The sequence below is a fragment of the Halomonas sp. 7T genome (genome assembly GCF_025643255.1).
Taxonomy (GTDB): domain Bacteria; phylum Pseudomonadota; class Gammaproteobacteria; order Pseudomonadales; family Halomonadaceae; genus Vreelandella.
Genome location: NZ_CP087112.1, coordinates 3,447,564 through 3,469,320 on the forward strand (window position 1 = coordinate 3,447,564; position 21,757 = coordinate 3,469,320).

Consider the following 21,757-nt stretch of genomic DNA (forward strand, 5'->3'; position numbering starts at 1 on the left):
TAGTTAAACGTTGGGCTGGTCTCAAGAGAGCGCCCCTTCCCACACTTCACAGCGGTCGCGCCCGTTATTCTTGGCTTTGTACAGCGCCGTATCGGCCAGACGCAGGAGCCTTTTGGGGTTCGTGGTGTGGGCGGGGTAAGTGGCAATCCCGCAGGAGAGGGTAATACGTCCGAGCGGCTGATGCTGGTAGCTTAGCGTTTGGCGACGCAGCGCTGCCAGCAGCTTCTCGGCCCTCGCTTCGGCGTCTTCCGTGCCGGAGCCCGGTAGCAGCGCAACGAACTCCTCACCGCCTAACCGACACACGACATCCGTTCCTCGAAAATGCTGCTTCAACATCGTTGCGACCTCGATCAGCGCGGCATCGCCCGCCTCGTGGCCAAAGTTATCGTTCACTTTTTTAAAGTGGTCGATATCGATCATGAGCAAAGAGAGCGGGCTTCCTTTGCGCTCCGCCAGGGCCAATTCTTGATGAAGCAGTGTATCGAAGTGGCGACGGTTATAGAGCCCGGTTAGCGCGTCCTGCAAGGAGAGTCCTTTGAGTTGTTGAACCAGGGTATCCAGCTCTGCCGTGCGTGCCGTGACCTGCGCCTCCAGCGTCAGATTCGCCTCGGCAAGCTGACGCTGCGTATGGCGGTAGTGCCACAGCGAAATGGCGACGATGGCCAGAGAGAAGCCCAGCGCGCCATAGCTCAAAGGAACGTTGCGTCGTGGAATCAACTCGTGCGCCACCAGCATATCCAGTAGCAGAAGCGGCGCAAACAGCAAGAAACTGACGACGAACAGCCGTTGCTCAACATTCAAGCGACGCACCCGTAACAGCGCCAGCATTAGCATGCTGGGCAGCGTGATTAACAGCAGCACATCAAACACGGGAAAGGTCAGCGCCAAGCTGACCGCTCCCAGCGCCACCAATCCAATCGATACCACCAAGTAAGCTAAGTGAAGCTGCCACAAACGGGCCATCCAGCGTTTTGGAGCGCCATCCAACCAATGGCTCAGCAACAGGCCCATGGCAATGGGAAGCGTGAAGTAGCTAGCGGCCCTGAGAATGTCCCAAGTGAGTGGTGCATCTGCCAGCAGTTGCCGAACGGGGGTTTCCGCCAGCAGCATCAGCCCTGACGAAAAAGCAAACAGCGCAATAGCGAAGAATCCCCGGCGCTGTGGCCCAATCATGGCGAAAATAGTCGCCAAAAAGGCCAGCAGGAGGCTAAAGGCGCTCACCACTAAATCTTTCACCGACGCCTGAAGCATGCCTTGAAGCGCGTCAATGCGGTCCGTGATCTCCACATCGCCCCACAGCCCGATGCTGGTGTAATCCGAATAAATACGCAGTGCAAGCTGTTTGCCCGCAAAGTTATCGGGTAACGCCACTAAATGCCATGGCCAGCCGATAAAGCGTGGGTCAGCCATATCGCCATGTGCGTAAATAAGTGTGCCATCCAGGTAGATCTCGCCTACCAGATTAATACTGGTAATGTGCAGAACGGGGTCGCGCCATTCACCCTCTGGCAGCACCGTTTTGAACCAAACGGCCTGCTGCCCGTGGCGCCCAGGCGGGTTGGAAGGAAAGGAAATAGAGCTCCAAAGCTCACTGGCTTCTAATGGGGCATCTCCCCAGCGATACTCCCAGTCAGTTAGCGGCATGGGCGGACTGGCGAAAGCGCCCGGCTGGGCAAGCAGCAGCAAGGTAGCCGTTAGTAGGACTAAGCAGTGGCGCAACATGGTGTAAATGATCCCCATCCACGATTCCCCAACCAGCATGCTGCCAGCTCACCATAGTGTTTTATTACAATAAACTTTATACGCATTCAGCGCGTTGATAACACGTTGGATGCGTTTAAAGCACTGGTGCATGCCTGGAGTGAAGCGTTATCCAGCCGCACCGAGCTGTATACATGCGGCTGTCGGCCAGTCAGTATTTTTATACTAGGTGGGCAAGGGATGCGCGTTTTAGTCCAAAAGTACTGCCCTTTCTACTGATAAAAAAAGGGTGGGCCACTAGGCCCACCCTGCGTACATTCCAGCCATAAACAAGTGGCTGATTACTTTGAATTTCTAATGGGTAACTCAGAAGTACGGTACGTGCTCGCGTCGGTTTGGTGTTGTGCGGATGAGTCGGGGTAAGCGATTTTGTTGTCTTCACCCGAGCCACGCTCGGCAAGGGCAGCACCTGAGAATAAAATTAGGGCGGCGGCTGCTACTGTATTGATTAACTTCATAACTTTTAACCTCACGTTAAATAAAGCGTCTCTAAATTTGCGATGACGATTCATCGCTGCATGGACGACAAGCAATATTGTAAGCAGGCTAACATGGTTATAAAATTGATTTAAAATGCCTGAATATTTCTATTTTTTAGAAAGGTTTCGTGATCATAGCTTCTCTCAATGTGCTTAAGATCGCTGCTGGCATTGTTCATTGCACTCTGTACGTTTCAGAGACGTTCCCTACATCCCCCATATCTTTGTTGAGATGCGGCTCTATTCTTTAAACAGCCTCTGCGGAGGCACAAGTGCCTGCATCGGGTATGACCCCGACTAAACGATGTTGGCCTTCGGAGTGGCGCTTGTTTAGGATCAAAGGTGATTCTTCATCAACCAGCGAGCTGAACCCATGAAGCCAGAAACCATTGCCCTCCATCACGGCTATGCGCCGGATTCACAAAACGCCGTTGCCGTGCCGATCCACCAGACCACGTCTTTCTCTTTTGATAACGCGCAGCATGCGGCGGATCTGTTTGATTTAAAGGTGGAAGGGAATATCTATTCGCGCATTATGAACCCTACCTGCGCGGTGCTGGAGCAGCGAGTCGCGGCACTTGAAGGCGGGTTGGCAGGCCTGGCGGTGGCTTCTGGTATGGCGGCGATCACCTATGCCATTCAAACCATTGCCGAAGCAGGCGATAACATTGTCTCGATCAGCGAGTTGTATGGTGGCACCTATAACCTGTTTGCCCACACGCTGCCGCGCCAAGGTATCCAGGTGCGCTTTGCCGATAAAGATGACGTTGATGGCCTTGAAGCCTTGATTGATGAGCGCACTAAAGCGGTTTTCTGCGAGAGCATCGGTAACCCATCCGGTGGGGTGGTGGATCTTAAAAAGCTGGCTGACGCCGCCCATCGCCATGGCGTGCCGGTGATTGTTGATAACACCACTGCCACTCCGTTTTTATGCCGACCTATTGAGCACGGGGCGGATATCGTCGTCCACTCGGCGACGAAATACATCGGGGGTCATGGCACGACGGTAGGGGGTGTGATTGTCGATTCAGGTAAGTTCCCCTGGGCGGAAAATGCCAGCCGTTTCCCGCTGCTCAACGAGCCGGATATCTCCTATCACGGCGTAAGCTATACCCGCGATGTGGGTGAGGCCGCCTTTATTGCCCGTGCCCGTGTGGTGCCGCTGCGTAATATGGGGGCAGCGCTTTCTGCGCAAGCCGCTTGGAACTTGCTGCAGGGGTTAGAAACACTGTCGCTGCGCATCGAGCGCATTTGTGCCAACGCCTTAGCGGTCGCCAAGCATCTGGAGAATCACCCTCAGGTAGAGTGGGTGCACTACGCCGGGCTTGAAAGCCACCCCGATCACGCGCTGGCTCAGCAGTATATGCAGGGCCAAGCGTCGGGCATCTTAAGCTTTGGCATTAAAGGTGGGCAGGCAGCAGGCGAGCGCTTCTACGATGCGCTCTCATTGATACTACGTTTGGTGAATATCGGCGATGCCAAAAGCTGCTCTTCTATTCCCGCCTCCACCACGCACCGCCAGTTAAACGAGCAGGAGCTAAAGGCCGCTGGCGTCACGCCGGATATGGTGCGCCTCTCGATTGGCATTGAACATATTGACGACTTGCTGGCAGATATTGACCAGGCACTCGCCGCCTCTCAAGGGTAGGGCGAAGGCTTTTTTAAGCCGTCATTGGCCGCCGGGCTTTAGCTCAAAACGCCAAGGCACGGCGGCCTTTGTGAAACAAACTGCGTTATGCGCTTTTAGAGGCGGCTAGGGTATATAAGAACTCAAGCCCTAGCGTGGCCGCGGCAAGCGATGTGATATCACCGTGGTCGTAAGCAGGGTTCACTTCCACTAGGTCCATGCCTACTAAATCCATGCCCACCATGCCGCGCACCACTTTCAGCATTAGATCGGTTGACATGCCGCCGCAGACCGGCGTGCCGGTGCCCGGTGCATAAGCGGGGTCTAAGCCGTCGATGTCCAAACTTACGTAGGCGGGGTGGTGGCCCACGCGGGCGCGTATGCGCTCCAGCACTGCACTCGCGCCGTGTTCATTGACCCAGTCGGCATCGAGCACCTCGTAAGGATGATTGTGACGGTCGTAGCTGGTGCGAATGCCAATCTGCAGTGAGTGCTCAGGCACTACCAGCCCCTCCTTAAGGGCGTGGTGGAAAATGGTGCCGTGGTCAAAGCGGGTACCCTGCTCATAAGTGTCGGTATGGGCATCAAAATGGATCAGTGCCAGCGGTCCATGTTCCCGAGCGTGGGCGCGTAGCAGCGGGAGGCTGATGTAGTGATCGCCGCCTAGCGTGAGCATTTTTTTGCCCGCTTTCAGCCAGCGCATCGCATGCGTCTCAAGGTTATCCACCAGGCTTTCCGGTTCGCCGTAGGCATAGTCCAGGTTGCCCGCGTCACATACCCGCAGCCGCTCTTCCAGGGCGAAGTCCCACGGCCAACGTTTGCCCTCCCAAATTAGATTGGCAGTGCTTTGACGAATCGCGTTTGGCCCCATGCGGGTCCCTGAGCGTCCCGAACACGCCAAGTCAAAAGGCACACCGCTCACCACTACCTCGGCATCACTGGCTTTTGGGTCAGTGGCTTTAGGCACGCCCATAAACGTAGAGATAACGTCACCAAACAGGCTTGGCATGATCTGTGATGGGGTCAACGAGCGTTTACTCCTTAGATGTACAGTAGAAAGCAGTGGGGGATAGGCCCTACAGAAGCGCGACGATAAGGAATTTTTAGCGATGAATGAAATGAATGTTTAGAATGAAATCATTCACTGTATAGATAATGATAGAGATAGTGAGGCACCATGCGTTCGCTTCGTCATTTTGATTTGAATCTGCTGCTGGTATTTGAAGCGCTTATGCGCGAGCGCCATGTAACGCGGGCGGCAGAAAAGCTGCATTTAAGCCAGCCAGCGCTTAGCCACGCCCTAAAACGGCTGCGGGATGCATTGGACGACCCACTGTTAGTGCGTACGGGCAATGGGCTGCAGCCAACCCCAAGAGCGCTGGCACTGTTGCCGGTGGTACAGCAAGCCTTGGCATTGCTGCAAGCAGGCTTGGCGCCACCAGAAATGTTCACGCCTGCAACCAGCACGCGGCGCTTTATCCTCGCCACGACCGATTACTTTGAAGAGGTCATGTATCCGACATTTCTTAGCCAATTGCTGGCTTACGCGCCGGGGATCAGCTTTTCGATAGAGTTAATTACGCCTGATGTGCTTAACGATGCGTTAGAGCAGCGCCAGGTAGATATGGTGGTAGGGCTAGATAGCCAGAACGGGCTGCCCACTGGCGTCATCCAAACGCCGTGGATGGAGGAGGCATTGGTCTGCTTAGCCGCTGCGAACAATGATGGTGTGGGTGAGGCGCTGAGCATTGAGGCGTTTGCGCGTCAGCTCCACGTAGAGTTAGCGGATATCAGCGGCTTATTGCCCAGCAATATTGAGCATTGTTTAGCGCAGCATGGGTTAAGCCGTCGCGTTATTTCGAAAAATCTAAATTACATTGCGGCAGCGCGAGTCGTGGCACTCACCGATGCGATCATGACGCTGCCACGGCAAATGGCTGAGCGATTTATCACGATGCTGCCCGTGCGCATCGTCGCGCCACCTAAAGAACTGCCGGCGCTTAACATGGTGCTGATTCAACACGGGCTGTATGCCAATGACCCTGCGCTCGTATGGTTGACGCATGAGCTTACTGCGTTTGCAAAGCGCTTTAGCCAATGAATAGCGCTTTGCCGTGCCCATGAAGTGCTACGCTATCATCTATAGGCAACGGAGTTGCCGGTGGTGAATAAAGCCATTAACGTAGAAAAAGATAAGCTGATTATACAGTTATTTATGTTTGTAAATGATGCTCTGTACAGCCCACTTAATCCACAAAGCAACCATAGTGAAATCTTCTAACCCACTTGCCGAGAATCACCAAGCAGAGTTGGTGTTGAGGCTTTCAAGCTGGGTTGATGCAGGCAATAGGTTGCAGCTATGAATTCGGTCAGAAAATGCAAATGGTAGCTATCGGTAATGTGCTTTAAAACAGTCTTATGTATGTGACGCGTCTTCTTGCTTGCAAACGGTGTAAGTAAATAGTTTCAGAGACGCGCGCCATTTGTTTCCTTGGCTTCTTAGCTAAGGCACGTCGCAGTAAGGGGAGAGAGCTATGAGCGGTAAATGTCCTGTTATGCATGGTGGTAACACGTCGACCGGCACGTCCAACAAAGATTGGTGGCCGGAAGGCTTGAACCTGGATATTTTGCATCAGCAAGATCGCAAATCAGACCCGATGGACCCGGATTACAACTACCGCGAAGAAGTGCGTAAGCTCGATTTTGACGCGCTCAAGCAAGATGTCCACGCGCTGATGACCGATAGCCAAGAGTGGTGGCCCGCTGACTGGGGGCACTACGGCGGCTTGATGATCCGCATGGCGTGGCACGCCGCTGGCACCTATCGCATTTCTGATGGCCGTGGGGGCGGTGGTACCGGCGCCCAGCGCTTTGCGCCGCTCAACTCTTGGCCGGACAACGTCAGCCTGGATAAAGCGCGTCGTCTGCTGTGGCCAATCAAGAAAAAGTACGGCAACAAAATCAGCTGGGCAGACCTGATGATTCTGGCCGGTACCGTTGCTTATGAGTCCATGGGCTTACCTGCTTACGGTTTCTCTTTCGGCCGCGCCGATATTTGGGAGCCCGAGAAAGACATCTACTGGGGTGACGAGAAAGAGTGGCTGGCGCCTTCTGACGAGCGCTACGGCGACGTGAACCAGCCAGAGACCATGGAAAACCCGCTGGCGGCTGTCCAGATGGGCCTTATCTATGTGAACCCGGAAGGTGTTAACGGCCAGCCTGACCCGCTGAAAACCGCACAGCAGGTGCGTGAAACCTTCGCCCGTATGGCGATGAACGACGAAGAGACCGCAGCCCTCACCGCTGGCGGCCACACCGTCGGTAAATGTCACGGCAATGGCGATGCCTCGGCGCTAGCCGCTGAGCCGGAAGCCTCTGACGTTGAGAACCAGGGCTTTGGCTGGGGCAACCCTAACATGCAGGGTAAGGCGAGCAACGCCGTGACCTCAGGCATCGAAGGCGCGTGGACGACCAACCCGACTCAGTTCGATATGGGCTATTTCGACCTGCTGTTTGGCTACGAGTGGGAGCTGAGAAAGAGTCCCGCCGGTGCCCACCAGTGGGAGCCGATTGATATCAAAGAAGAAGATAAGCCGGTCGACGCCAGCGACCCCTCTATCCGCCACAATCCGATCATGACCGATGCGGATATGGCGATGAAGATGGATCCGACCTATCGCGCCATCTGCGAAAAATTCATGGCGGACCCGGAATACTTCAAATTAACCTTCGCCAAGGCGTGGTTTAAGCTGACGCACCGTGACCTGGGCCCGAAAGCGCGCTACATCGGCCCGGAAGTCCCGGCGGAAGACCTGATTTGGCAAGACCCGGTCCCGGCAGGTAGCACCGACTACTGCGAAGAAGTCGTCAAACAGAAAATCGCGGCAAGCGGCCTGAGCATCAGCGATATGGTCTCCACCGCTTGGGACAGCGCCCGTACCTACCGTGGCTCTGACATGCGTGGTGGTGCTAACGGTGCCCGCATTCGCTTAGCCCCGCAGAACGAGTGGCAGGGCAACGAGCCGGAGCGTTTGGCCAAAGTGCTCAGCGTTTATGAGCAGATTTCTGCCGACACCGGTGCCAGCGTGGCTGATGTAATCGTTCTGGCCGGTAGCGTCGGTATCGAGAAAGCTGCTAAAGCTGCGGGTTATGAAGTGCGCGTGCCCTTCCTGAAAGGCCGTGGCGATGCGACTGCCGAGATGACCGATGGCGACTCCTTTGCGCCGCTAGAGCCGCTGGCCGATGGCTTCCGCAACTGGCAGAAGAAAGAGTACGTGGTGAAGCCGGAAGAGATGTTGCTGGATCGTGCGCAGCTGATGGGCTTAACCGGCCCGGAAATGACCGTGCTGCTGGGTGGTATGCGCGTACTGGACACCAACTACGCTGGCACCAAACACGGCGTATTCACTGATCGTGAAGGCCAACTGACCAACGACTTCTTTGTGAACCTGACCGATATGGGTAACACCTGGAAGCCGGTAGGAAGCAACGCTTACGAAATCCGCGATCGCAAAACCGGCGCTGTTAAGTGGACCGCCTCGCGCGTGGATCTAGTGTTTGGCTCCAACTCACTGCTGCGCTCTTACGCAGAAGTGTATGGCCAGGACGATAACGGCGAGAAGTTCGTTAAAGACTTCGTCGCCGCCTGGACCAAAGTGATGAACGCCGACCGTTTCGACGTCGCGTCGTAACATGTACTAACCGCATAGAAACGCAAAGCCCGCATCTCACGATGCGGGCTTTTTTTATGGCGACGAGGTTATCGGGGAAAGATCATCGGCTATGCCCAGACGCTGAGCTGCTTATGATACGCCGCCTGCGCCTGCGTCGCACTGATGGGCTGCAAACGCACTTTGGTGCCCGGCAAGCACTGGGCGAGGCGGGCGCAGGCCATGGGGGTTAAAGCACCCAGGCGGGGGTAGCCGCCGATGGTTTGGCGATCGTTCATCAGAATGATCGGCTGGCCATCGGGGGGAATCTGCACGGCGCCTAAAGGAATGCCTTCAGAGACGATGCCGCCTAGTCGGCTGTTCAGCGCTTTGCCAGTGAGTCGAATACCCATTCGGTCGGCGCGTTGATCCACGGTCCAGGGCTGGTTGAAAGCATCAAACAGGCTGCGCCCGGCAAAGTGCGAGGCCTGAGAGCCTAGCACCATGTCCAGCACGGTCTCTCCTGCATCCGGCAGGAGAAGTTGGGCGCCTTGTGGCAGCTGACGCGGCGTGGCGCTGCTGCCTTTCCAGGTGAGCTGGTCGCCGGTTTTAAGCGGTGTGCCATCTTCGTGCAGGCCGCCGATTTGCTCTCTCGCCGTGCAGGCGTAGCTGCCCAATACGTGGGGGGCACCGAGCCCGCCAGGAAAAGCGAGGTACGCACGCAGGCCTTTTTTTGGCTGGCGAAAGACCAGCGTTTGGCCTGCTTGCATCATAAAGCTGTCGTTGGGCGCAAGCGGTTGGCCCTCCAGCGTAGCGGCAAGGTCGGCCCCGGTCAGGGCAAGACGCACGTTGTTATTGGCCACCAGCGTTAAGTTGCCGCCCATGACGATTTCCAGTGCGGGGCTCTCAAGCGGGTTGCCCAGCAGCCAGTTGGCCCAGCGGAAAGCGATCCAGTCGGCGGCACCGCCTTGAGTCACGCCTAAGTGCCCAACGCCGAAGCGGCCCGCGTCTTGGATCAATGCCAGCGGCCCGGCTTGCTTAACGGTCAACATAGGTTGGCTCATGACCGCTCCTCCAGCGGGGTGGTATCGCCCTCGGCTGCTTCAAACTCGGATTTTGAGATCGCCTTGAAACGTACCTTATCGCCCGGGCGCAGCAGCGGTTCACCACGTTTGGCGTGCTCGAAAAGCGGTACCGCCGTTCTGCCAAGAATGTTCCAGCCGCCGGGGGAGAGCAGGGGGTAGATGGCCGTTTGTCGGTCGGCAATGCCCACACTTCCGGCCGAGACGCGGCGGCGGGGCGTTTTTAAACGCGGCGTGGCAATGGCTTCATCCACCAGGCCCATAAAACCGTAGCCAGGGGCAAAGCCCAGAGCAAACACGCAGTAGTCGTGACTACAGTGGCGCTCAATCAACGCCTCGACGCTGAGGCCGGCGCGTTTAGCAACAATCGGCAGTTCGGGGCCAACGCTCTCGTCGTACCACACGGGGATTTCGTGGAGCTGGCCCTGCTGGGAGTCGGCAGGCGTTAGGTTGTGCAGCGCGCTGCGTACCAGCGTCGAGGCCTGGGCAAAGGAGAGCTTTTGGCAGTCGTAGTGCACCAGCAGAGTGGTATACGACGGGATCAGGTCGATGAGCGCGTGATCAAAGGCGCGCCGCAGCGCCTCGTCGGCGGCTATGATCCACGCCATATTGCTTTCATCAATGGCGTCGAACAGACGCACCGTCAAGGCGTCCATGGCTGCCGTTTCTATGCGCAGTTTCACGCGGACTCCAGCGCCGTAAAGGCCTCACGAATGGCGTGTACGGCGGCCACGGATTCGGGGTTATCGCCATGTACACACAGCGTGTCGCAGGGCAACTGCAGGGCGCTGCCATCGCGGGCGGTCAGCGCTTCACCTTTAGCGAGTGCCACGGCTTGGGCGACAATGGTTGCTTGATCGTGATGCACGGCCCCCGGCATGCGGCGTGAGGCTAAGTGGCCAGTGGCCTCATAAGCGCGATCAGCGAAGGTTTCAAACCACAGCGTGATGCCCATTTTTTCGGCTAACTGGCGGTGCGGCGCTGGGTTGGCGGTGGCCATCACCATCAGCGGCAGGCGGGAGTCGTACGCCTTCACGGCACGCATGGCACCTTCCAATAACTCAAGATTGGCGGCCATGTCGTTATACATCGCCCCGTGGGGTTTGACATAGCTCAGCGCGGTGCCTTCCGCTTGGCAAATGCCGGCCAGTGCGCCGATCTGGTAGAGCATCATGTCTTCTACTTCGGCAGGCGAGCAGGCCATGGAGCGACGGCCAAAGCCCATTAAATCGGGGTAGCCGGGGTGCGCACCGATTTTTACGCCGTGCTGAACAGCAAGCTTCACTGTCTTGCGCATCACATGGGGGTCGGAGGCATGATAACCGCAGGCAATGTTGGCGCAATCGACATAAGGCATTACATCGGCATCCAAACCAATCGACCAGTTGCCGAAACTTTCACCCATATCACAGTTGAGCAGCGGGATGGCCATATTGTCTCCTAGCCTGTTTTGGATTTATTAGAACAACGTGTTTAAGAGCAGCGTGCTGTTAATAAACGGTCTTGGCAAAGAATGCTTATTTTAATAACGGAGTGCTAATGTTTAAAAGACTTTTGGAATCTCGGTTACCGGCGTTTTTTTGATGGCCTGCTGTAAATAATTAGCTTGGTTACCAGTGCAGTGCCTTAAAACTAATATATGAACCTATCTTGTTAAGTTCCAATCGTTTTTAGCGATACTTAGTATCGGCGCTTCCTATCATGCTGTTATTTATTGGGAAAATAGTTGACGCTAGGCAGGAATACGATTATCAAATAAATAAAGCGACTCGATAAAAGATTATAAAAAAACGCTCACGTCAGCCCTTGAATATCAGTAGTGCTAATAATAATCAGCAGACAGTGAGTCATTTAGAGGAGTGAAACATGCAAACGTCGGCCATGGGGCAGTTCGTCACGATACCGCTAGGCGCAATGGGTAACCCTATTATGCTGGCCCTAAAATTGCATTACATAGTAGTGCGACCATTTTACCCAGTGACACATTGCGATCGTAAGCGGCACTACGTGCGATATAACCTGCGTTGTATAGGAGTCTCCACCGATGTTACTGCAACCGTTGGTTAGGCCGTATGCTTGATTTCAAGGAGCTAGACGCTTTTGTATGGGCGGTAAAGCTTGGCTCTTTTCGCAAGGCAGCGGTACGCCTACACATCACGCAGCCCTCTGTTTCAGAGCGTATTTCACGCTTGGAGAGTAGCGTAGGTGAGCTGTTGCTTGAGCGCTCGGCGCGCCCGATCCAGCCAACGATGCGTGGCCGCGAATTCTTTCTGCATGCTGAGCGCATACTGCATCAGCGGGATGAGGCGCTGAAGATGTTTGATAGTGCCGAGACGTTTTCTGCCCCCCTTCGGCTTGGCACCATTGAAACCATTGCACATAGCTGGTTTCCCGCGTTCATTCAGCAACTTACTAAACGTTTTCCAGAACTTATTATTGAACTAACCGTTGATTACTCGCCGGCTCTTAATGAGCGGCTTATGCGCAACGAGCTGGATATCCTGCTGGCAATGAACGGGTATCTGGCCCCAGAGCAAATTGAGTGCGTTACGCTAAATCCCTATGAAATGGGCATGTTTGTTTCGCCGCGTCATGCGGCGTTGCTAAACGAACACCCCACTGCCTGGTGCCATTCGTTGCCGTTCATTTCCTTTGGCCGACAGGCACGCCCTTATGAAGAGCTAGTCCGTTACCTTGCTGACCTAGGCGTCCAGCAGCCTCGTATCCATAGCGTTAGCACGTTGATGACCATTGCACGGATGACGATGGAGGGGCTGGGTATTGGTGCGCTTCCAGTCGCTACCGTGTTAGATGAGTGGCGACGGGGGGATCTGTACCGTTTAGCACTACCCGTGCCATTGCCACCTATGAACTATGATGTGATATGGCGCAGTGCCAATCATCTTCGTTTTTGTCGCAGCGTGGGCCGAATCGCCCAAGAGTGTGCCGTTAACTATGCGGGAGAGCGGCGCGAGGAGATGGCACATACATGTTTTACCGGGCGTTGGGTTCAACCCAGCGCAACCCTTGAAGCAACACCTCCGTTAACTTGAACTTCCATTAATATGAATAAGAGGACGTCCCATGCATAAACGTATAACAACGCCACTACTGCTCGTGACCGCATGCAGCCTTGCCGCTGCGGTGACCGCCCATGCGGCTGAGTGGACCATGGCAACGCCTTATGGCGATGCCAGCTTCCATACCCAAAATAATAAACAGTTTGCAGAGGATGTGGCTGAGGCCACAAATGGTGACTTAACCATTACGGTGCACAGCGGCGGTTCTCTGGTCTCCCATGGTGAAATTAAACCGTCGGTACGCCGGGGCACGATTGATGCTGGCGAAGTGTTCCTGTCGATTCTTTCCAATGATGACCCGATTTTTGAAGTCGACACGCTGCCGGGGGTTGCCGGTAGTTATGAAGATGCCTATGCCTTGTGGGAAGCCACGAAGCCGATGATTACTGAGCTATTTGCCTATGAAGGCATGGTTCCTCTATATGCGGTAGCGTGGCCAGCGCAGGGGATTTACACCTCTGCACCGTTAACGGACCCCGATCAGTTTGATGGCCTGCGGGTGCGCGCACCGAATATTAATACCCAGCGCTTCGTTGATAATTTAGGTGGCAGCCCTACCGAAACCGAAGAGTCTGATATTCCTACTGCGTTTAGCACCGGACGCGTGGACGCTATGATTACCTCCAGTTCTACCGGTAACTCCATGGCGGCCTGGGACTATGTGACCGACTACACCGATGCCAACTTGTGGCTGCCTAAGAACATTGTGTTTATGAGTCAGCGCAGCTTTGATCGTTTAGATGAAACTACCCAAGATGCCCTGATGGAAGCCGCGGCGCGTGCCGAAGAGCGTGGTTGGCAAATGAGTCGCGAGAATAATGAGGCTAGCCTGGAAGCACTGAAAGAGAACGGTATTTCGGTTTCTCAGCCGAATGAAGCAATTTCTGCTGCCCTGCAAGCGGCAGGCGATGAGCTATTTGCTGACTGGGAATCCCGTGCTGATGACGATGCAAAACAAGCCTTAGAGAGCTATCGCGAACAGCGTGATAACTGAGTCTTAGTAGCTGAGCCTTAGTAGCTAAGACTTAGTCACTAAGCTTAGCAACGGGACTTAATCGCTAGTTTTAATAACTAGTCTTAATAACTAATGCTGGCTTTAAGGGCGGCTGCGTTTGCCGCCCTTCCCACCCACGCGCTTAATGAGACTGCGAACATGACGTTTAAATTCGACAAACTCTACCGCCTCGGTGCCTGGGGTGCAGCCGCGTGTATGGTGGCTATTTGTGCGCTTATCGCACTGCAGGTCACGTTTCGATTAGTCGACGCGTTGCTTGTTTTGATTGGCTTTAGCCGACTCGGCGTGAGCATCACCGGCGTGTCTGAGATGGCGTCTTATCTGTTAGTCGGCGCCACGTTTCTTGGGCTTGCCTACACCTTTGTTCACCATGCGCATATTCGGGTAACGCTGCTTATCTCGCGTCTACCTTCTGTCGTACGCGTCTGGTTTGAGGTGTTTGGGTTGCTTATTGCGGTAGTGATTAGCCTTTTACTGGCCTATGGCTTAGTTGGGCTGGCAAGAGAAAGCCTTCAATATAACGATGTATCGTCAGGCTTTTTATCGATTCCTCTATGGATACCTCAATCGGTACTGGTCGTTGGGGTAGGGCTCTTGGCACTGGCACTTCTGGAAGCACTGTGGATAGCGCTGCGTATCGCTATCCACGACCCTGCGAGCTTTCGTGAAGCAACCGCCATCGACGACAACGAAGCGCATTAAGACGCTACCCAGGAGACACCCTCGTGCTATTACTCAGTTTGGCTACCATCTTTACTCTTGTGGTTCTATTAGGCAGTGGCGTCTGGATTGCCTTTGCACTGATTGGCACTGCTTGGGTCGCCCTTCAGTTTTTTAGTCCTTTCGACCCCGGCCCTATTCTTGCCTCAGACTTTTGGGGAGCAAGTTATGGCTGGGATTTAACGGCCTTGCCGATGTTTATTTGGATGGGTGAGATTCTGTTTCGCTCTGGCCTTGCCGACAATATGTTTCGTGGCTTGTCGCCCTGGTTAAATCGCCTGCCGGGACGTTTGCTCCACACTAATATTATTGGCAGCGGCATGTTTGCAGCGGTGTGCGGTTCATCAGCGGCCACCTGCGCAACGGTGGGTAAAATGACCCTGCCGGAACTTGAACGTCGCGGCTACGACAGCAATATGGCGATTGGTACATTGGCTAGCGCTTCAACGCTGGGCTTGTTGATACCGCCTTCCATTGTGCTGATTGTTTATGGCGTAGTGACTGAGCAGTCTATTACCCGACTATTTATGGCAGGTATTGGTCCTGGGCTGATGATCTTGGCCATGTTTATGACCTATTTGGTGCTGTGGGCACTGCTGAAAGGTAACCGGGACGGGCTAACCGGCGCTGATGAGTCGGGTATGAGCTTTGTTGAGAAGCTGCGCAATACCTGGTCGCTGGTGCCCATTCTGCTGCTGATTGGCGGTATTATTGTATCGATTTATGGAGGCTTGGCATCGCCCACAGAAGCGGCGGCGGTGGGCGTCGTGCTGTCGATGGTCATTGCGCATTTTAATGGTCACTTCAATCGAGATATCTTTACCAGCTCGCTATTTGCCGCCGTGCGTACCGCATGCATGATCGCTTTTATTATTGCGGGGGCGTCATTTCTGACCTCTGCAATGGGCTTTACGCAGGTGCCCATGCAGCTAGCTCGCACGATTGGTGAAATGGGACTATCCCCCACGATGCTGTTAGTGGCCTTAACGGTGCTGCTGCTGATAATGGGCTGCTTTTTGGATGGTATTTCACTGATTTTGCTTGTCACGGCCATTATTATGCCGGTGGTGAGTGCGGCTGGGTTTGATCTGATCTGGTTTGGTATCTATCTAGTGATTGTGGTTGAGATGTCGCAAATCACGCCGCCCGTGGGGTTTAACCTGTTTGTCATCCAGGGGTTAACCGGCAAAGATATACTGACCATTACCAAAGCCACGCTGCCGTTCTTCCTGCTGATGATGCTGGCGATTGCCTTGATGCACCTCTTCCCCGAGATCGCGCTCTATCTACCCCAGGCAATGAATCGCTAGTGGTTAGTGGCGCTCACTTCTCTCCATAGATCGCTATGCCGCCGCGGCCAGAGCGTTTGATGAAGTACATGCTCTTGTCGGCGGCATCGATTAGTTCGCGTTCATTACCAAAACCGCCATCGCACAAGCAGGCCACACCAATAGACACCGACACGTAAATCGGTTTTTGGTCAACGTTTGCCATTGGCTGTTCTTGGAGGTGTTGGGTAATGCGCTGGGAAAACAGCTTGGCCGTTTGGGCCGTTTCGTCGGGTAAGATAATGAGGAACTCTTCACCGCCGTAGCGGCCGGCTAAATCGCCCGCGCGGATCAGTGAGGAGAGGGTATACCCAAAACGCTCAAGCACTTGGTCGCCGGTGCGGTGACCATAACGATCGTTAAGCGCCTTGAAGTGATCAAGGTCGATAAACACCACTGACAGGGTGCGATCGTTTTCCTGGCAAAATGCAAAGCGCTCGCGTAATTGCTCTTCTAACCAAGCGCGATTGGCCAGTTGGGTTAACGGGTCAAGGCGACTCTGTTTCTCAAGCGCTGCATAGTGCTGGTGTAAGTTTTCTAATCGCTGGTTTTGTTCGTCAAGCCGAGCGCTGAGCGTTAGCGTGTGCTGAAAAAGAAGCTGCTGGGCTTCAATGAGTAACGCGTGGCTATCCATCTCAATGGGGTGGGTAAGCTGCAGCGTGTCAGCCAGTATGGCGAGGTCTTCCTGCAAGTGATGCAGCAAGTTATCTAGTGCCAATGCCGGGGTGTTTTCCACCGCTGTGAGCTGACGCAGTAGCGTCGCAAAGGCGCTAACGGGCTCCACTGCAAGCCAGGCATCGGCAATGGGCCCAGATAAACGCACGCAGAGCGTTGCCAGGTGGTCGGTTAGCAAGCCATCGTGGCTTTGGTAAATTTCATCAACGAGGGTAGTAGGCATGCCCCATTTAGCGGCCAGCCAAGCGCCTACCAGGGTGTGGTCGCAACCAAAGTGTTGCCGTTCAGCGCGGGCTATTTGCTGATGAGGGGTGCCGCTATTAGCGTAGAGCTTTTCCACTTCCTGTGGGTACGCTGCCTGTAGCGCTAAGATGCCAATATCTTGTAACAGCGCTGCGGTAAACGCGCTGCCCCTGAAGGCGGGGCAAAGCTGCTGGGCCAGGCGGCTTGCCACAATAGCCGAGGTGATGGCGCGCTGCCAGATGCGAACTTGGGGTGCGTTCTCCTGGGTGTGGCGCAGTAGGCTAAAGCTCAGAACAGTGGCTAGAGTGGCATCCAGCCCTAGACGTTGGGTGGCTTCGAGGCTGGTTTTAACCGGTTGGGCAGAACGCATGAAGTGCACGCTATTAGCCACCGAGATAAGCCGTGTGGTTAATGCCGTGTCGAACTCAACCGCCTGCCCATAATCATGCAGAGTGGCGGCCGGTGTGCGGGCAAGCTCTACTATTTTTAACGCGACTGCCGGAAGCGTGGGCAGGTGTGAACACTGTAAAAGTGATTTGCTCACAAAAAGAGGAAGCTCTTCAGTGAGCGCCACATAGCGTGTTTTATCCACCGCTGAAAGGCTTTTCATATATTCTCCCGTTGCACTCATCAGCGCGGTGGTTGGCACCAAGGTAAGTTCTTTACGTTTTATCATATACCTATGGCGAGCACTCGTCCTCATTTGTGAACATGGTAACGTCGTAGAATTGCCGTTTACCCTTAGCTATTTGCTGTGCTTTATTATTGGGGCCATGCCGATTGCTTCGCGGGTTCAACATATTACATATTGCTTAGCGGCTTCAAATAACAAGGCGAGTGCGACATGCACAAACGTAATGACGCGGCGGATACGTTTCGCCTGTTAGCGGAGGGGTTATCGCTAAGCGGTACGCCTAATTTTTTTAAGACACTGGTGGAGCAGCTCGCTCACTTGCTGTACGTCGATCATGTGTTGATTGCAGCGGTTACGAGCGGGGAGCTAGCGGAAACCTTAGCGGTTTGGTCTGCAGGGCAGCTGCAAGAAAACTTCACCTACCCGTTGGAGGGAACGCCCTGTGAAACCGTCGTGGGGCGGGAAGCCTGCCTATATCCCTGCGATGTGCAAGCGCGCTTTCCTCAAGATGAGCTGCTGGGGCAGCTGGGCGCAGAGAGCTATATGGGAGTGCCGCTATTTGCACCAGACGGTGCGGCGATCGGGTTGCTTGCTCTCTTACACAGCCAACCGCTGCGCATTGAGGGGATGGAAAGTGACATTATTCGCATCGCCGCGGCCCAGGCGGGATCAGAGCTAGGGCGCCGTCAAGCAGAAGATGCCTTGCGGGGCAGTGAGTTAATGTCTCGGGAGAGCGAAAGGCGCTTAAATACGCTGCTGAACCATTTGCCAGGCATGGCGTATCGCTGCCTAAACGACCCTGATTGGACTATTCAGCTGGTCAGCCAGGGAGCCGAAGCGCTGATCGGTTACCGGCCCGATGAGCTAGAGGGCAGCCGCGTGGTCAGTTTTGCGTCTCTCGTTCACCCCGACGATAAACCGCAACTTGAGCAGGAAGTAAACGCATCGATTCGCCAGCGTCGCCCGTATCAATATGTTTATCGCAATCGCCATCGCAGCGGTGAGTATCGCTGGGTGTGGGAGCAGGGCCAGGCGGTGTTTGATGATAATGGTGCCGTTGTCTACCTAGAAGGCTTTATTACCGATGTTACCGACCAGCAAGCGTCCCAGCGCGTGCAAAGCGCGGTTGTTCAGGTGGCTTCTACGGTCACGTCTCGGGCGGGCGATGGTTACTTTCAACAGTTGATTACCACACTGGTGGAGCTGTTAGAAGCAGATGCAGGGTTTATTGCGCAGCTCAACCATCCTATTGATGTGGGGGGTAACGCTACAGCGGCCATAGAAGCGCAGCTTAGGCAGGCAACAATGACTACTGTTAGTCTGACAGCGTCGCATACAGCGCTAGATAATTTGACGTTTATGCTGTCAGGAACGCCAGCCGCGCGAGTTGTCGCAGAGCAAGAAAGCGTAGAGCATCATGTCGATACGTTCACCTTCCCCGGCGTACCGCTACACGCTCAAGCCTGGATAGGTCGTCGCCTTGATAATGCCCGTGGTGAAGCGATCGGCGTCATGATGGTGTTCTACCGCAAACCCTTAGCAACCAACGCGTTTGCGACATCCGTATTGCAGATACTTTCCACAGGCGCGGCTGCCGAATTAGAGCGTCGTCGCGACCACCGGCACATGCATCGTCTTGCCTATACCGATAGCATCACGGGGTTACCTAACCGCATTCGTTTTATGGAGCTGCTGGCTAGGTTCAGCGAAGAAGCGGTGCGTTTAGAGCACTCCCTTTCGCTACTGCTGGTCGATATTCGCCGTTTTAAAGAGATAAATGATTTGCATGGGCACCATGTGGGCGACCAGCTGCTTGCGACGGTCGCTGGGCGAATACAGAACCAAGAACTCGCCCAACGCGGCGTTGCGCGGCTTTCGGGAGACGAGTTTGCTTTACTGCTACCGCAAGCTGATGAGTCGCGGTTACTGGAAATCGTCAGAGAGTTAGGCGCTGTGATTAAGCAGCCTATTACGCTTGATCATCGCGTGTTTACGTTGGATGTGAGTATCGGCTTTGCCCGCTATCCCGATCATGTGACGGACGCGGACGAGTTGTTTAACGCTGCTAGCATCGCCCTGCACCATGCTAAAAGGGGGGAGACAACGTACTGCCCCTATACCCAGGCCATGCGCCATGCCCTAGAGCGACGGCAATGGATGACGGAGCGTCTACACCTGGCGATTTTAGAACGCCGGTTAGAACTCTATTTTCAGCCCCAAGTTGACCTCGCCAGCCACACGTTAACAGGTGCCGAGGCGCTATGCCGCTGGTTTGACCCTGAGTGGGGGTGGGTAAGCCCAGGCGAGTTTATTCCTCTGGCTGAGGAGCGCGGGTTAATACGCATGCTGGGTGACTGGGTGCTGGAAGAGGCCGCCCGCCAGCTATCTCAATGGCAGGCGAGCGATACGCCACTACCTGGGAGGTTATCGATCAATATCTCCGCTCAGCAGTTTGCCGACCCCCAATTGACGACACGTGTGGGGGCGTTAACCGCTAGCGTGGTGCCAAGTGCCATCGCCCTTGAGCTGACGGAAAGCGATTTTATGCGTGACCCGGATCAGGCCGTCATTATTACGCAAGCGATGAAGCAAGCCGGCTATGCGCTGTTTATTGATGATTTTGGTACCGGCTACTCATCGCTTGCCTACTTACGCCGGTTTGCTGCCGATGCGCTAAAAATCGACATCTCCTTCGTTCGTGACATGCTTGATAACCATCACGACCGTACTATTGTACAAACCATTATTGCCATGGCCGACGCCCTAGGAATGAAAACCTTGGCCGAGGGGGTTGAAAGCGTCGCCCAAGCCGAGTTATTAGCACAAATGGGCTGTAACCAAGCCCAAGGTTACTGGTTTGGCCGCCCACTTCCAGCAACAGAGTTTGCTGCGACGTGGTTAACGTCGTCAGCCTCTTGAACAGCAATCAGAAACGGTAACCTTCATTTTCAGTATTAACGTCATCGTCCTGTCATCATCGTTGGCATACCCTACGCGCCGCCGAACCCGCGAAAAAAGGAGTGCCCCATGCGCCTCGCTCTGTTTGACCTTGATGACACTCTCCTGGATGGAGACTGCAGCGACCGCTGGAATTTATGGATGATCGAGCAGGGCTGGATCCGTGACGCTGAGACCTTTATGGCGCGTGCCGAGCAGATGCAACAGGCGTATCACGCCGGTAAGTTAAAGCTTGAAGAATACCTAGCGATGACCCTGGCACCGCTGCGGGGGCGTCGCGTCAACGATGTGCAGCAAGAAGTAGAGCGCTTTGTCGACACTCATCTACAGCCGCGTATTTTTGATCACGCTTGGCGCTGCCTGGACGCGCATCGTCAGTCAGGCGACACCTTGGTGCTCATTTCGGCGTCATCGCATCACTTGGTGGCGCCGATTGCGACAATGTTAGGGATTGAGCATGTGTTGGCAGTAGAGCTCAGTGTCGAACACGCAGGGAGTCGGGCAAGCTATACCGGCCAGAGTAGAGGCGTGCTCTCTTATCGAAGCGGCAAAGTCGTGCGCTTCCAGCAGTGGCTAACCGAGCAAAACATCACCCCTAGCCACACGACCTTCTACTCGGATTCCCGTAACGATATCCCGCTGCTGCAATATGTTGATTGCCCGGTAGCGGTGAATCCTGACCCCGTGCTGGCGGAGGTCGCTAGTGTCGAAGGGTGGCGGCGATTAGACTGGCGAGTGGCATCGTCGACCGACGCTTCATCGGCCAATGATCTATCTGGAAAATCGGCGCATGCCTGATGCTTACTATTTACAGTTAACAGAACAGCTTCGCTATTTAATTACTCAGCACGCGACTCAGTGGGAAGGTAAACTGCCCGCCGAACGAGCGTTGGCAGAGCGTTTTTCGACGACCCGCGTGACGTTGCGCCAAGCCTTGGCGCAGCTTGAAGGGGAGGGGCTTATTCACCGCAGTAATCGGCGAGGCTGGTTTATTTCACCGGCTCGGCTAGTGTATGACCCTACCCGGGACGCAGGCTTTAACGATTATGTGCGTGCTCAGGGGCGCCAGCCACGCACTGCGGTTCTAAAGCTTGAAACCTGCCCACATTTAGCGGCGGCCCGTGCCCTGGAGCTGCCCGATGACCAGCCGTTCCATCATATTCGCCGTCGCCGTTACGTGGATGATCGCGCTGTACTGGTGGAGTCGCTTTGGGTAGTGCCAGAGCGAGCGCCAGAGTTGCTCGACATCTACAGCGGACAATCACTGTGGGGGCTATTAAGAGAACGCTGGGGGCACCACTTAGCCAATCGCTCGATCCGCATGGTGTCTGAGGCACTTTCGCCACTCGATGCCGAAGAGTTACTCGTTGCCCCAGGCGCTGCAGGGCTCAATATTTGCCGCGCTATTTTCGACGATCAGCAGCGGCCCATTGAGTTTGATGAAGAGCACTGGCTGCATGATTCCCTTTGCATCAGCGTTGATCTGGCTGGGCAGCAGTAACCTTA

Annotated in this window: 16 protein-coding genes; 10 read left to right on the top strand and 6 right to left on the bottom strand. The window is 54.9% G+C overall.

Annotation, left to right across the window (positions count from 1 at the left end; genetic code table 11):
* Positions 1 to 21: 21 nt before the first annotated feature.
* Positions 22 to 1,761 (bottom strand): diguanylate cyclase, encoded by a 1,740-nt coding sequence (locus LOS15_RS16125; protein WP_263067061.1) that lies wholly within the window; start codon positions 1,759 to 1,761, stop codon positions 22 to 24.
* Between the two features lie 852 nt (positions 1,762 to 2,613).
* Between LOS15_RS16125 and LOS15_RS16130 the strand changes: the two genes are divergently transcribed.
* Positions 2,614 to 3,888, top strand: a complete 1,275-nt coding sequence (locus tag LOS15_RS16130; RefSeq protein WP_263067062.1) for an O-acetylhomoserine aminocarboxypropyltransferase/cysteine synthase family protein — start codon at positions 2,614 to 2,616, stop codon at positions 3,886 to 3,888.
* A gap of 85 nt (positions 3,889 to 3,973) precedes the next feature.
* Here LOS15_RS16130 and speB read toward each other — a convergent pair whose 3' ends face one another.
* Positions 3,974 to 4,876, bottom strand: a complete 903-nt coding sequence (gene speB, locus LOS15_RS16135) for an agmatinase (protein WP_263069763.1) — start codon at positions 4,874 to 4,876, stop codon at positions 3,974 to 3,976.
* 168 nt (positions 4,877 to 5,044) lie between these two features.
* On the opposite strand from speB, the gene LOS15_RS16140 reads away from it, so the two are divergent.
* Complete coding sequence (locus LOS15_RS16140) at positions 5,045 to 5,968, top strand: LysR family transcriptional regulator (RefSeq protein WP_263067063.1); 924 nt, start codon at positions 5,045 to 5,047, stop codon at positions 5,966 to 5,968.
* A gap of 433 nt (positions 5,969 to 6,401) precedes the next feature.
* A complete protein-coding gene (gene katG, locus LOS15_RS16145; RefSeq protein WP_263067064.1) occupies positions 6,402 to 8,558 on the top strand; it encodes a catalase/peroxidase HPI in 2,157 nt (718 codons plus the stop codon).
* Between the two features lie 89 nt (positions 8,559 to 8,647).
* Here the strand turns inward: katG and LOS15_RS16150 are convergent, their stop codons facing one another.
* The 3 genes from LOS15_RS16150 to LOS15_RS16160 are packed head-to-tail and all read right to left on the bottom strand — an operon-like array spanning position 8,648 to position 11,030.
* On the bottom strand, positions 8,648 to 9,580 hold the full coding sequence (locus LOS15_RS16150) for a biotin-dependent carboxyltransferase family protein (protein ID WP_263067066.1): 933 nt from the start codon (positions 9,578 to 9,580) through the stop codon (positions 8,648 to 8,650).
* Positions 9,577 to 10,281, bottom strand: coding sequence for a 5-oxoprolinase subunit PxpB (gene pxpB / locus LOS15_RS16155; protein WP_263067067.1), 705 nt, complete (start codon positions 10,279 to 10,281; stop codon positions 9,577 to 9,579). The genes LOS15_RS16150 and pxpB overlap by 4 nt, the downstream gene beginning before the upstream one ends.
* Entirely contained in the window at positions 10,278 to 11,030 is a 753-nt protein-coding gene (locus tag LOS15_RS16160) for a 5-oxoprolinase subunit PxpA (protein WP_263067068.1), read from the bottom strand. The genes pxpB and LOS15_RS16160 overlap by 4 nt, the downstream gene beginning before the upstream one ends.
* 640 nt (positions 11,031 to 11,670) lie before the next feature.
* Between LOS15_RS16160 and LOS15_RS16165 the strand changes: the two genes are divergently transcribed.
* From LOS15_RS16165 to LOS15_RS16180, 4 genes are all read left to right on the top strand, one after another.
* Positions 11,671 to 12,651, top strand: coding sequence for a LysR family transcriptional regulator (locus LOS15_RS16165; protein ID WP_263067069.1), 981 nt, complete (start codon positions 11,671 to 11,673; stop codon positions 12,649 to 12,651).
* Between the two features lie 31 nt (positions 12,652 to 12,682).
* On the top strand, positions 12,683 to 13,672 hold the full coding sequence (locus tag LOS15_RS16170; RefSeq protein WP_263067070.1) for a TRAP transporter substrate-binding protein: 990 nt from the start codon (positions 12,683 to 12,685) through the stop codon (positions 13,670 to 13,672).
* 159 nt (positions 13,673 to 13,831) lie between these two features.
* Positions 13,832 to 14,395: a TRAP transporter small permease gene (locus tag LOS15_RS16175; RefSeq protein ID WP_263067071.1), complete on the top strand. Its 564-nt coding sequence runs from the start codon at positions 13,832 to 13,834 to the stop codon at positions 14,393 to 14,395.
* A 23-nt stretch (positions 14,396 to 14,418) separates the two neighbouring features.
* Entirely contained in the window at positions 14,419 to 15,723 is a 1,305-nt protein-coding gene (locus LOS15_RS16180; protein WP_263067072.1) for a TRAP transporter large permease, read from the top strand.
* A 13-nt stretch (positions 15,724 to 15,736) separates the two neighbouring features.
* On the opposite strand, the gene LOS15_RS16185 is transcribed toward LOS15_RS16180, so the two are convergent.
* Positions 15,737 to 17,269: a diguanylate cyclase gene (locus LOS15_RS16185; RefSeq protein ID WP_263067073.1), complete on the bottom strand. Its 1,533-nt coding sequence runs from the start codon at positions 17,267 to 17,269 to the stop codon at positions 15,737 to 15,739.
* A 234-nt stretch (positions 17,270 to 17,503) separates the two neighbouring features.
* Here LOS15_RS16185 and LOS15_RS16190 point away from each other — a divergent pair, with 234 nt between their 5' ends.
* The 3 genes from LOS15_RS16190 (at position 17,504) to LOS15_RS16200 (ending at position 21,752) form a co-directional block, all read left to right on the top strand.
* Complete coding sequence (locus tag LOS15_RS16190) at positions 17,504 to 20,212, top strand: EAL domain-containing protein (protein WP_263067074.1); 2,709 nt, start codon at positions 17,504 to 17,506, stop codon at positions 20,210 to 20,212.
* Between the two features lie 108 nt (positions 20,213 to 20,320).
* Positions 20,321 to 21,049, top strand: coding sequence for an HAD family hydrolase (locus tag LOS15_RS16195; RefSeq protein ID WP_263067075.1), 729 nt, complete (start codon positions 20,321 to 20,323; stop codon positions 21,047 to 21,049).
* On the top strand, positions 21,042 to 21,752 hold the full coding sequence (locus LOS15_RS16200; RefSeq protein WP_263067076.1) for a GntR family transcriptional regulator: 711 nt from the start codon (positions 21,042 to 21,044) through the stop codon (positions 21,750 to 21,752). The genes LOS15_RS16195 and LOS15_RS16200 overlap by 8 nt, the downstream gene beginning before the upstream one ends.
* The last annotated feature ends 5 nt before the right edge of the window (positions 21,753 to 21,757 follow it).